This is a genomic window from Caballeronia sp. LZ001, from assembly GCF_031450875.1.
Classification (GTDB): Bacteria; Pseudomonadota; Gammaproteobacteria; order Burkholderiales; family Burkholderiaceae; genus Caballeronia.
On the sequence record NZ_JARTVX010000004.1, the window covers coordinates 1,058,161 to 1,069,947 of the forward strand.

Annotated in this window: 10 protein-coding genes; 5 read left to right on the forward strand and 5 right to left on the reverse strand. The window is 62.3% G+C overall.

Annotated elements, in window-relative coordinates; all coding sequences use genetic code 11:
• Positions 1 to 48: 48 nt before the first annotated feature.
• The 3 genes from P9292_RS15420 to clcA all read right to left on the reverse strand — a co-directional run bounded on the left by P9292_RS15420 (position 49) and on the right by clcA (position 3,275).
• Entirely contained in the window at positions 49 to 663 is a 615-nt protein-coding gene (locus P9292_RS15420) for a LysE family translocator (RefSeq protein ID WP_250466581.1), read from the reverse strand.
• 118 nt (positions 664 to 781) lie between these two features.
• Positions 782 to 1,810, reverse strand: a complete 1,029-nt coding sequence (locus P9292_RS15425; protein ID WP_309959875.1) for an aldo/keto reductase — start codon at positions 1,808 to 1,810, stop codon at positions 782 to 784.
• 121 nt (positions 1,811 to 1,931) lie between these two features.
• A complete protein-coding gene (gene clcA, locus P9292_RS15430; protein ID WP_309959877.1) occupies positions 1,932 to 3,275 on the reverse strand; it encodes a H(+)/Cl(-) exchange transporter ClcA in 1,344 nt (447 codons plus the stop codon).
• A gap of 192 nt (positions 3,276 to 3,467) precedes the next feature.
• Here clcA and P9292_RS15435 point away from each other — a divergent pair, with 192 nt between their 5' ends.
• The 3 genes from P9292_RS15435 (at position 3,468) to P9292_RS15445 (ending at position 7,246) form a co-directional block, all read left to right on the forward strand.
• Entirely contained in the window at positions 3,468 to 5,777 is a 2,310-nt protein-coding gene (locus P9292_RS15435; protein ID WP_309959878.1) for a VTT domain-containing protein, read from the forward strand.
• The gene (locus tag P9292_RS15440) at positions 5,774 to 6,526 is read left to right on the forward strand and encodes an endonuclease/exonuclease/phosphatase family protein (RefSeq protein ID WP_309959880.1); all 753 of its coding nucleotides are present in this window, start codon (positions 5,774 to 5,776) and stop codon (positions 6,524 to 6,526) included. Before P9292_RS15435 ends, P9292_RS15440 begins: the two co-directional genes overlap by 4 nt.
• A gap of 231 nt (positions 6,527 to 6,757) precedes the next feature.
• Positions 6,758 to 7,246 carry an HU family DNA-binding protein gene (locus P9292_RS15445; RefSeq protein ID WP_244828702.1) on the forward strand — a complete coding sequence of 163 codons (489 nt, stop codon included), beginning with the start codon at positions 6,758 to 6,760 and terminating at the stop codon, positions 7,244 to 7,246.
• Positions 7,247 to 7,344: 98 nt separating this feature from the next.
• Here P9292_RS15445 and P9292_RS15450 read toward each other — a convergent pair whose 3' ends face one another.
• Entirely contained in the window at positions 7,345 to 8,238 is an 894-nt protein-coding gene (locus P9292_RS15450) for a LysR family transcriptional regulator (protein WP_309959882.1), read from the reverse strand.
• A gap of 129 nt (positions 8,239 to 8,367) precedes the next feature.
• Between P9292_RS15450 and P9292_RS15455 the strand changes: the two genes are divergently transcribed.
• Positions 8,368 to 9,111 carry an SDR family oxidoreductase gene (locus P9292_RS15455; RefSeq protein ID WP_309959883.1) on the forward strand — a complete coding sequence of 248 codons (744 nt, stop codon included), beginning with the start codon at positions 8,368 to 8,370 and terminating at the stop codon, positions 9,109 to 9,111.
• A gap of 45 nt (positions 9,112 to 9,156) precedes the next feature.
• Here the strand turns inward: P9292_RS15455 and P9292_RS15460 are convergent, their stop codons facing one another.
• Positions 9,157 to 10,737, reverse strand: coding sequence for an exonuclease domain-containing protein (locus P9292_RS15460; protein WP_309959885.1), 1,581 nt, complete (start codon positions 10,735 to 10,737; stop codon positions 9,157 to 9,159).
• Positions 10,738 to 10,917: 180 nt separating this feature from the next.
• On the opposite strand from P9292_RS15460, the gene P9292_RS15465 reads away from it, so the two are divergent.
• Complete coding sequence (locus P9292_RS15465; RefSeq protein ID WP_244828698.1) at positions 10,918 to 11,787, forward strand: proteasome-type protease; 870 nt, start codon at positions 10,918 to 10,920, stop codon at positions 11,785 to 11,787.

Consider the following 11,787-nt stretch of genomic DNA (forward strand, 5'->3'; position numbering starts at 1 on the left):
CAATTAAAAGATCATCGGATGTTTAGCGCCGCGCTGGAAAAGCAAATCTCAGGCGAAGAAATGCGCGACGATGGGATACAACGAACACACGAGCAGCACGGCCATGGTGATGTTGAACGCGCGCAACCAGCGCGGTCTTGAAAGAAAGCGCCGCAGCGACATGCCGAAAGCCGCCCACGCCACGATGCACGGCATGCCGATCACGACGAACAGGAGCGCCATCAGCCCGGCATTGAGCGAGAGACTCGAATGCAGATGGATGGTCGTCGCGGCGGTGAGGACCATCATCCACGCTTTGGGATTGACCCATTGAAACGCGACGGCTTCGTAAAAGCGCATGGGGCGGCGCTCGCCGTCGCGCATCTGCACGGACGACGACGTTCCGATCTTCCACGCCAGATACAGCAGATAGACCACGCTTGCGGTTTCGAGCACCGTATAGAGCCACGGCAGCCGCTCGAAGGCTTGCGCAAGCCCGAGCCCCACTGCAAGCATCAGGAGCGCGACGCCCGCGCTGATGCCGAGTACATGCGGAACCGTGCGCTTCAGGCCGAAGTTGACGCCCGACGCGAGCAGCATGGTGTTGTTGGGACCGGGCGTGATGCTCGTCACCATCACGAAGAGGGCAGCGGCGGGCAAGGCGTTCAGGAAGTCGATTGGCATGGTGCAGTCCGCAAACAAAAAATCTATTGCACCAAGTGTAGGGAAAGACGGCAGTACAGTACCGGTACAAAACGTCAGAGGCTTTCCGGTACGGTACGAGCGCCTTCAAAGAGAGCTATCAGACAGGAAACGGATTGCGCTCCGCAAATCCTTGCTGATGCCAGTACGGATACGGCGGCTTCACCGTGCTCGCTACGTCGAGCTTCTTCACCTGCTCCGCCGTGAGGTTCCAGCCGACCGCACCGAGGTTCTGCCGCAACTGTTCTTCATTGCGCGCGCCGACCAGTACGGTCGCCACCGTCGGTCTTTGCAGCAGCCAGTTCAGCGCGATTTGAGGAATGGTCTTGCCGGTTTCCTCGGCGATGGCGTCGAGCGCGTCGATCACGCGGTACAGATGTTCTTCCGGCACCGGCGGCCCCATGTCGGCGGTCTTATGCAGACGGCTCGACGCGGGCAGCGGCTGACCGCGCCTGATCTTGCCCGTGAGACGCCCCCAGCCGAGCGGACTCCACACCACCGCGCCCACGCCTTGATCGATACCAAGCGGCATCAGTTCCCATTCGTAGTCGCGCCCGATCAGCGAGTAGTAAGTCTGATTGGCGACATAGCGCGGATAGCCGTAACGGTCCGCGACATCCAGCGACTTCTGCAGATGCCAGCCCGAGAAATTCGACACGCCGGTATAGCGGATCTTGCCCGCGCGCACGAGATCGTCGAGCGTGGAGAGCGTTTCCTCGACGGGCGTTTTCGCATCGAAACCATGTAACTGGAAGATGTCGATGTAGTCCGTCTGCAAGCGCTTCAACGCATCGTTCACGGCTTGGATGAGATGGAAGCGCGACGAGCCCACGTTGTTCGGCTCGTCTTTATCGAAGCGAAAGGTCGCCTTGGTCGAGATGATGACTTTGTCGCGCCGGCCCTTGAGCGCTTCGCCGAGGATGGCTTCCGACGAGCCGCCCGAATAGATGTCGGCGGTGTCGAACATGGTCACGCCCGCGTCGAGGCAAATGTCGACGAGCCGCTGCGCTTCGCTGACGTCGGTTTCGCCCCAGGCCTGAAAGAACTCGCCCTTGCCGCCGAACGTGCCCGTGCCGAAACTCAGCACGGGTACCTTGAAGCCCGAAGCGCCTAGATGTCGATATTCCATTTTTGCGTGTCCTCATTCGGTTGTCGGTCTGTCCTGCCGCATGCATCGCGGAAGGGGGATCGTCGAGACTACCGCAATGCGCACGTATGCGCTGAGACTGCCGCCGTGCTCATTCGCGAGGCTAACGCCGTTTTGCCGCGCGCTCGCCGAGCGAATCGTATATGGGCGGACAGCGCAGCAGCATGGGCACGAGCATGGCGGTGAAGCACGCGGTAAGCATCGGCAGGAGCAGCGTGAAGCTCGCGGTCATTTCGGTGACGAGCACGATACCCGTCATCGGCGAACGCACGACTGCCGCGAAGAACGCGGCCATGCCGACCGCCGCGAAGGTGCCGATATCGCCGGTGGATGCGGACATGCCGGGGAACCAGTCGAAGCAGATGCGGCCGAACACGAAACCCGTCTGCGCGCCGAGCACGAGCATGGGCGCGAAGAGACCGCCCGGCGTGCCGGCCGCATACGATACCGAGCCGAGCACGAAGCGCAGCGCAAGAATGGCCGTGACACCCGCGATGCTGCCCGCGCCCACCAGCGCTCGTTGCGTGAGGACATCGCCGCCGCCCGCGAGATCCGGCGCGAACCACGCGAGCAAACCGACCGCCGCGCCAGTGACAGCCGCGCGCGCGAAGGCTCTGCGCGTCGGCGATGCAATCAACGGATGACGCGTGAGCCAGTCGGATGCGTCGAGTGTCCAGAGAATCGTGCGTGAATAAGCGGTGCCCAACAGGCCGAGCGCCACGCCGAGCACGAGATGCGCGGCCGTCATGCCGAAGCCTGGAAACGGCTGGGCGGGCAGATGGAAGTCGGGCAGATCGCCGTGCATGAGACGCGCCATGGCAATCGCACTTGCCGATGCGCCGAGCGCGGCCACGGCGGTGCGCGTATCGAAGCGGCGCATCAGTTCTTCGAGCACGAACACCGCGCCCGCGATGGGCGCATTGAAGGCGGTGGCGAGCCCCGCGCCCGCGCCGGCCGCGAGCAAGACGCCGCGATCGGTTGCGCTGCGTCCAAGCAAGGTGCCGATGCGATGCGCGATGCTCGCGCCCATTTGCACCGTCGGTCCTTCGCGTCCGAGCGCGAGTCCTGCACCGATGGCGAGCACGCCGCCCACGAACTTGACCGGGATGAGGATGAGCGAAGCGGGCGGCGCCTTGCCATGCAAGACTGCCTCGACATGGGGAATGCCGCTGCCGCTTGCCTCGGGCGAGAAGCGCGCGACGAGCCATGCCGCCAACGCAGCGGCGAAAGCCGCCGCAAGTACCACGACAATGCTTGCCGCGCCATGCCCCGAATGCGCCCATGCAACGAGCGCGTAGCGCAGCGCATCGGCGCGTTCGAGCGAAAAGCGGAATAACGCACCGAGTGCGCCACTCGCCGCCCCGACGATGACCGCGGCTACGGCGAGCGGAATGAGTCCGCGTGGCGAGTCTGCTTCGACTTCGGCTTCGGGCTTGTAGTCGGTCATGGCGCTCGTTCGTTTGAAGGATGCGCGCCAAGCGTAGCACCGAACGCGGCGGCATCGCGGGCACGGCACTTGCAAACTTAGACTCGATGTCAATGCTGCGCTTGAATCTGGCGCGGCGAGCGAAACCATCACGGAGAAACCGGCATGAGTCGCACCCACGAACGCACGACGTCTGACGAAGCTGCATAACGCATGACGCACGTCGATGCCCCTTTCTTCGAGCCGGACCGCAATTGCGCGAACGTGCGCCATGCGGATCGCTTCAGCCTGCTGATAGACGGTGCGGATTATTTTCGCGTGCTGCGCGAAGCGATCACGCGCGCGGAGCGCACCGTGTTCATCCTCGGTTGGGATATCGACAGCCGCATGCAGCTCACGCCGGAAGGTGCGGACGATGGTTTCCCAGCTGCGCTCGGCGACTTCCTGCATGAGATCGCGGCGAACAAGCGCCGTTTGCGCATCTACATTCTCGCGTGGGATTTCGCCATGCTGTATGCGTTCGAACGCGAATGGCTGCCGGTCTACAAGATGGGCTGGCGCACGCATCGGCGTATCGCGTTTCAGATGGACGGCAAGCATCCGATGGGCGGATCGCAACATCAGAAGGTCGTCGTGATCGACGATAAGCTCGCGTTCGTCGGCGGTCTCGATCTCACGCGTTCGCGCTGGGACACGACCGCGCATGCACCCGACGATGCGCTGCGCCGCGATGCGAACGGTGCGCCGTATCAGCCTTTCCACGATGTCCACACCATGTTCGATGGCGATGCCGCGCGCGAAATGGGTATCCTGGCGCGCGAACGCTGGGCGCGCGCGTGCGGCAGACGGCTTGCGATACGCGCACATCGCGCGGCCGCCGACAGCGATCCGTGGCCACCCGCGCGCGCGGTCGATGTCGACGATGTGCGGATCGCCATCTCGCTCACCGAGCCTGCTTACGGCGGACGTCAGCCCGTGCAGCAGATTCGCACGCAATATCTCGATGCCATCGCGAGGGCGCGCCGCTCGATCTATATCGAGAACCAGTACTTCACGTCGGGTTCCATAGGCGCGGCGCTCTCGGAGACGCTCGCGCGCGAGGACGGGCCGGACGTGGCTATCGTGGTGCCGCGCAATCAGAGCGGCTGGCTGCAGGAGGTGACGATGGGTGTGTTGCGCGCGCGGCTCAACACGCTCTTGAAAAGCGCGGACCGGCATGGGCGATATCGTCTGCTGAGCCCGGATGTGCCCAATCTCGGCGAGCAGATCGTCAACGTTCACAGCAAACTGATGATCGTCGATGACGAATTGTTGATCGTCGGCTCCGCGAATCTGAACAATCGCTCGATGGTGCTCGACAGCGAATGCAACGTATCCATCGACGCCGGCGCCGATCAGCGCATTCGCCGCGCGATTGCGAAGATGCGCGATACGCTGCTCGCGGAACATCTCGGTTGCGAAGTCGCGGATGTCGTGCGCGAGCGCGATGCACGTGGCGGCCTCAATGCCGCGATCGAAGCGTTGCAACGCAATCGCGATGAACATCGCACGTTGATTGCGCTCGACCCGGAAGTATCGGCGGAACTGGATCAGCTCATTCCGCCCGATGCGCTGATCGACCCTGAAACGCCTATCGCCGCCGATCAGCTCGTCGAACAATTCCTGCCCAAGGAAAGGACGCGTCCGCTGATCGGCCGCTTCGCGCTTCTCGGCGTGCTCGTGCTGATGGTGGTCGGCGTGGCCGCGCTTTGGCACTGGACGCCGCTTGGCGACTACGCCAATCTGAAGTCGTTGACCAACGCCACACGCCACATCGAAGCACTGCCGTTCGCGCCGCTGTTGATCATTTTGTGCTACGTGGCCGCCGCCGTGCTCTCGGTGCCGGTGACGCTATTGATCGCGACGACGGGCATCGTGTTCGGCGGTCTATGGGGCGGCGTCTATGCGTTTGCCGGCACGCTGGCAGCGGCGGCGATCACTTATTCACTCGGCAACTGGCTTGGGCGCGATGCCGTGCGCAAGGTCGCGGGCGCGCGCGTGAACCGGCTATCCGAACGCGTGGCGAAGCGCGGCATCGTAGCGGTCGTCGTGTTGCGGTTGCTGCCGGTGGCGCCGTTTGCCATCGTCAATCTCGTGGCGGGCGCCTCGCATATCCGCATGCGCGACTTCATGATCGGCACGGCGCTCGGCATGGGACCGGGCATCGTTCTGACAGTGGCGTTCGCGCATCAACTGGTGGCGTCGTTCCGGCATCCGACGGTCGGCTCGTTCGCGGTGCTGATCGGCATTGGCGCGGCGTTACTCGGCGTGTCGCTGCTATTGCAACGCTTCCTCGGAAGTGGCGAAGAAGAAAAAGTCCACGAAGGCGCACCGAGCGATGCCGACAAACCGCGCGCCAGCGACGAGGCGCAACGCGCGAGCCGTCTGCGCGAAAGCGGTGCGATGCCGCGCGAAACCGGCCATGCCGCAAGCAACGGCGCGAACAAGGGCGCGCCCACACGCCATGACGAGGTCAACCCATGACGATGATGCACGAAGCGGGAATGGATATCGGCGATCAATCGAAGCACGTGGCGCGTGCGAGAGAGTTGCGCATCGCGACTTACAACCTGCATGGTGCGGTTGGCATCGACGGACGTTTCGCGCCGGAGCGTATCGGTGAAGTGCTCAACGAAATCGATGCCGATATCTTCGCGCTGCAGGAAGTGCCGCTCGGCGGCAGTGCATCGCCCGATGTACTCGAAGTGCTGCAGCGCATGACGGGTCTGCACGCGGTCGCGGGCCCGACGCTTGATACACCCGCGCGCCGTTATGGCAACGCGGTCCTCACGCGCTATCCGGTGCAGGCCGTGCGCACGCTCGATCTTTCGTTCAGAAGCCGCGAACCGCGTGGCGCGCTCGATGCCGACATCGACTGTGGCGGTGAAGTGTGGCGCGTGGTCGCGACGCATCTCGGGCTTGCATCGAGCGAACGTCGCATGCAGGTCGAACAAGTGCTGCAAAAATTCGATACACCTGCCTTGCCCGTGATCCTTCTCGGCGACCTGAACGAATGGTTCGTTCATGGCCGCACCTTGCGCCGGCTCGTTACACACTTTCATCGCGCGAGTGCGCTGCGCACGTTTCCGACGCGCTATCCGCTCTTCGCGCTCGATCGCATCTGGGTGCATCCCGGTGAACGTCTGATGAGCGTGAACGTGCATCGCACGCGCTTGTCGCGGGTTGCATCGGATCACTATCCGCTCATTGCGCATATCGCGCATCGTTCATGACTGGCTCTTCATGAGCCTTTCAACTCGACGCATAAGCATCGATTCGATGCTCATCACTCGATCGTCGACTCGCATGTCAGCGCGACGCCACGAAAAAGCCCTAGAAAAGCGATATAAAAACGCAAAAGACTCGCACGAACTCGCTTGGCGTATGTAGAATCCGGCCTGATACGAACGCATTACCGCGAACGTATTCCGATATCACTGACCAAAAACACAGGTAGGAGAAACATGCCGACTTCCGCAAAAACCGCTGCCAAGAAAGCCACGGCCAAAAAGGCCACGGTAAAGACCGCCGCACCGGCTAAGAAAGCAGCATCGAAGGTTGCCGCGAAGAAAGTACCCGCCAAGAAGGCCGTCGTTGCCAAGAAGGCAGTCGCCGCCAAGAAGACCACTGGCGCGCTGGCTCCGATCAAGGACACCTTCACCAAGGCATCGCTTGCAACGCATCTGTCCGAGCGTGCAGCCGTGGATGTGAAGGCGGTCAAGGCCGTGCTGGTCGCGCTGGAAGACACCATCCTTGGGTCCATCCATAAGAAGGGCGCAGGCGAGTTCACGCTCTCCGGTCTTCTGAAGATCACGGCGCAAACCGTTGCCGCGAAGAAGAAGCGCTTCGGCAAGGACCCGTTCACGGGCACGGAGCGCTGGTTCCCGGCCAAGCCCGCAAGCGTTCGCATCAAGGCGCGCGCGTTGAAGAAGCTGAAGGATGCCGCAGCGTAAGGTTTAAAGCCTGAACTGATTGCCTGATTTTCGGTGATCGGGAATCGAGAGGCCAGCGTTCCTTTTAATCGAGGACGTTGGCCTCTCGTGCTTTGATTTCAAACGTCGGCTTTCGCAAAGATATCGCTCAACCAGTCCACGAAAACCCGTACGCGCGCTGAAAGCTGCCGCGCATGCGGATAAAGCAGCGATACCGGCATGGGCGGAACGATCAAATCAGGTAACACGCATTGCAGCCTGCCATCGGCGAGTTCGCTTTCTATGCGATAACGCGGCACTTGCACAATACCGAGTCCCGCGAGCGCAGCTTGCGTATATAGCTCGACGCCGGTAACGGAAATCGCGCCCGGCAGCTCTATGCTTTGCACGCCGTCGGCCATTTCGAATTCAAGGGCAACATTGCGCCCGCTTGCACTCGATACATAATTAACCGCGCGATGCGCCGCAAGCGAATCGATATTTTCCGGCGTGCCCATTCGCGCGAGATAAGTGGGACTCGCCACCGTCACTTGTTCGAGCGTGGCGACGCGTTTTGCGATCATCGACGAGTCCTGCAGGGTGCCCGCGCGCAACACGCAATCCACGCCTTCACGCACGAGATCGACGAAGCGGTCGTCTTCGCCTACATGCAGTTCGATCTGCGGATAGCGTTCGAGAAACACCGGCAACCCGGGCACGATGAAATGGCGTGCAAGCGTTCCTTGCAGGTTGACGCGCAGCAAGCCCTTCGGCTCCGCATGCCTGAACGAGCCTTCCGCTTCCTCCATGTCCGCGATGAGCCGCACGCAACGGCGATAATGCGCGTCGCCATCGGGCGTGAGGCGCACGGTGCGTGTCGTGCGTTCGAGCAGGCGCGCACCGAGCCGTTCTTCCAGGCGCTTCATCAGATTGGTGACGGTTGCGCGCGGCATCTGCAAGTCGTCGGCGGCTTGCGTGAAGCTGTGGCGCTCGGCAATGCGCACGAACACCTGCATTTCCTGAAAGCGGTCCATGTCGGCTGAAGTTCGAGGTCTGAGATTGTTGAGGCAACTGGAACGATGATACTAATCCGCAAGCGATGATCGCGAAAACGAAATGATCCATCATGGCGCTCATCGATTAACGAACATGAGGAGCAAACCATGAATCAATCGCACACGAACAAGGTTGCCATCGTCACGGGCGCATCGCGCGGAATTGGCGCGCAGATTGCGAGACGTCTCGCGAAGGAAGGCTTTGCGGTGGCGGTGAACTATGCATCGAGCGCGAAGGAAGCGGACGCGCTCGTCGCGGAACTGGAAGCCGCGGGAAGCCGCGCGCTCGCGGTAAAGGCGGACGTGGCCAGCGCCGACGACGTGCGACGCATGTTCGATGCGGTCGAAGCGCAACTCGGCCCCGTCGATGCGCTCATCAACAACGCAGGCGTGCTCAAGGCCACGCCGCTCGCCGACACGAGCGACGCGCTCTACGACCAGACTTTCAACATCAATGTGCGCGGCACGTTCAACACGCTGCGCGAGGCGGCGAAGCGTTTGAACGAAGGCGGGCGTATCGTCAATTTTTCGAGCACGACGCTCGCGCTCAACATGCCGGGATACGCCATTTACAACGCCACGAAAGCGGCCGTCGAAGCGTTCACGCATGTCTTCGCGAAGGAGTTGCGCGGACGAAGCATTACCGTGAATGCGGTGGCGCCGGGGCCGGTTGCGACTTCGCTCTTTCTCGATGGCAAGACCGACGAACAGATCGCGAACTTTTCGAAGATGCCGCCGCTTGAGCGGCTCGGCCAGCCGGAAGATATCGCGTCGGTGGTTGCGTTTCTCGTCGGCAAGGACGCGGGATGGGTCAACGCGCAAGTATTGCGGGCGAACGGCGGGTTGGCTTGAGTTGGGCGCTCGATCGCGCCGTGTCGTTAGGGCGCCGTCTTCGCGTCAGAAACTCAATGCGAATTGATCTTCGACGTAACGCGTCTTCATGCGCTTCGTCTTCGTTTGGGTCGGCGCCGGCGTCTTCATCGGCGCCGCCACGATTTGCGCGATCTGCGCGACGAGACTGAACGCAGGTCGCGCATCGCACGCGATCCATTCGAACTGACCGGACGACAGGCGTTTCGCGATCAGCGCGTACACATCCGGGTCGAACGGACGTATCTCCGGCGCGCTGGCAAGCAACGATGCAATTTCCTCGCGCGCGGCGCATGTGCCGAGATAGCACCATCGATCGATGACATGCCACGCCTCGCGATTCGTCGATGCATCGCGCTCGCTGATCGCGATGGCGCCTTCATGCGGCCAGCGCACGAGGCGCGCATTGCCGAGCGCTTCGAGCGCACGCGCCGCATGGTCCGCGAACGGCTCCGCGCCCGCGCATGAACCGAGACAGCGCTTCACCTGATAGCCGAAGCAACCGCGCGCCGGTCCCGCTTTTTCCAGGCCGAGCGTGGCGTGGCAGAGTCGATGTTCATCGGCGAGATGGCGCAGATACGCATGCGCCTTCGCGCGCGATTCGAACACGCCGAAGAGATGCGCCTCGCGCGACAGATCGCGCTTGCTCGCGCGCAGCAGCACGGGCGCAGGCGCGCCCGGCAGCCATTGCCACGCGCACGCCGCCGACGCGCGCTTGAGCAGCCGGTTATGCAGCGGCTGCAAGTCCTTCACGAGCTTCGCTTCGAGCAACAGCGCGCCGAGTTCGCCCACGGTCTCGCGGTATTCGATTTTGCGGATGGCCTGCGATATCGACAAATCCTTCGCCAACCGATGATCCCCCGCGAAATGCGCGCTCACACGCTGCTTCAGATTCACGCTCTTGCCGACGTAGAGCGTAATGTCGTCCGCGCCGTGGAAGAGATAGACGCCGGGCGTGGCAGGCAACGCGTCGAGCGCGCCCTCGGGCAACGCGGCGGGCAGACTCGCGCGCCTGACGAGCGCTTTCACGGCGGCATCGACGAGTTCTTGCGAATAGAGCGCGTGAATCTTTTGCCAGAACTGCCAGAGGAGGTCGGCATCGGCGAGCGCGCGGTGGCGTCCTTCAGGCGCGAGATTGAAGCGCGCGATGAGCGCATCGAGCCCATGACGTTCGACCGATGGAAAGAGCGAGCGCGACAAGCGCACCGTGCACAGCGTATCCGCGCGAAACGCAATGCCCGCGCGACGGAACTCGTTCTTGAGGAAGCCGTAGTCGAAGCGCGCGTTATGCGCGACGAAAAGCTTGCCCTGGAGACGCTCGGCAAGCGCCTGCGCGAGCGATTCGAAAGTGGGCTGACCGCGCACCATGCTGTCCTCGATGCCCGTCAGACGCGAGATGAACGGGGGCACCGGCATGCCCGGATCGACGAGCACGCTATAGCGTTCGATGCCCGCCTTGCTCACTTCTATGACGCCGATTTCGGTGATGCGATCCACCGTCGGATTGCTGCCGGTGGTTTCCAGGTCGACGAACACGATGGGCCGCGCGAGGTCTGCGAGCAGCGTGTCCGCTGCGAATTCATCGAGGTCGTCCGTGAGATCGTGCATGAATATAGGTGCTGGAAGTGCGCGCTGGTGACGCTCTCAAGCAGCGCGGATAAGTGCCGTTAATCAGTTTAATGCCTTTACTGCCGCATTTATGCGATTCAGCGAAAAAACGCAGCGCGAATGCGATGCGCGGGCAGCGTCAGTACAATAGCGTTTTGTTTGGCTTCAGGATTGATCGACATGACTTATTGCGTGGGTATGTGTGTGGACGAGGGCCTCGTGTTCCTTTCCGATACGCGCACGAATGCCGGTGTGGACCACGTAAGCGCCGCCCGCAAAATGACTGTTTTCGAACAGCCGGGAGACCGGGTGATCGTGCTGCTTGCGGCCGGTAACCTCGCGCTCACGCAAGCGGTGACGCATATGCTCGCCGAACCCGCGGACCCGGACGCGCCCACGCTTTATAGCGTCGCCACCATGGCGGAAGCCGCGCGCATCGTCGGCGACGCGGTGCGCGAAGTGCATCGGCGCGACGCGCTTTCGCTCGCGGAATTCAGCGTCGATTTCAACTGCAGCTTCATTCTCGGCGGTCAGATACACGGCCAGCCGCCGCGCCTTTTCATGGTTTATGCAGCGGGTAACTTCATAGAATCGACGCGCGTTTCGCCTTATTTTCAGATTGGCGAGTCGAAATACGGCAAGCCGATCATCGACCGCGTTATTACGCCGTCCACGGATCTCGACGAAGTCGCGAAATGCGCGCTTATCTCCATGGATTCGACGCTGCGTTCGAATCTCTCGGTGGGCTTGCCGCTCGACTTGCTGGTCTACGAGAAAGACGCGTTGCGCGTGACGCGTTTCGCCTCGCTCGACAACGACAGCGCGTATTACCAGATGATCCACCGCACGTGGGGCGAGCGCCTGCGGCAGATTTTCGGCGAGATTCCGAACCCTTCGTGGACCGATCTGGCCAACGTGCCGCTGCGTCCGCGCGAGTCGCGCACGATCGTGCCGCGGCTCGTCATCGGCGATCTGCCAAGTTCTGGTGAAGCGCCGGCGCAGACGCTCGCCGAGGACGTGGATTCAAACGGCAACGCGCCGCAGCAGTAG

Bases quoted from the DNA above. Each gene is read 5' to 3' on its own strand.
- P9292_RS15445 (WP_244828702.1), top strand. From the start codon at position 6,758: ATGCCGACTTCCGCAAAAACCGCTGCCAAGAAAGCCACGGCCAAAAAG.
- P9292_RS15465 (WP_244828698.1), top strand. From the start codon at position 10,918: ATGACTTATTGCGTGGGTATGTGTGTGGACGAGGGCCTCGTGTTCCTT.
- P9292_RS15425 (WP_309959875.1), bottom strand. From the start codon at position 1,810: ATGGAATATCGACATCTAGGCGCTTCGGGCTTCAAGGTACCCGTGCTG.
- clcA (WP_309959877.1), bottom strand. From the start codon at position 3,275: ATGACCGACTACAAGCCCGAAGCCGAAGTCGAAGCAGACTCGCCACGC.
- P9292_RS15420 (WP_250466581.1), bottom strand. From the start codon at position 663: ATGCCAATCGACTTCCTGAACGCCTTGCCCGCCGCTGCCCTCTTCGTG.
- P9292_RS15440 (WP_309959880.1), top strand. From the start codon at position 5,774: ATGACGATGATGCACGAAGCGGGAATGGATATCGGCGATCAATCGAAG.
- P9292_RS15460 (WP_309959885.1), bottom strand. From the start codon at position 10,737: ATGCACGATCTCACGGACGACCTCGATGAATTCGCAGCGGACACGCTG.
- P9292_RS15455 (WP_309959883.1), top strand. From the start codon at position 8,368: ATGAATCAATCGCACACGAACAAGGTTGCCATCGTCACGGGCGCATCG.
- P9292_RS15450 (WP_309959882.1), bottom strand. From the start codon at position 8,238: ATGGACCGCTTTCAGGAAATGCAGGTGTTCGTGCGCATTGCCGAGCGC.
- P9292_RS15435 (WP_309959878.1), top strand. From the start codon at position 3,468: ATGACGCACGTCGATGCCCCTTTCTTCGAGCCGGACCGCAATTGCGCG.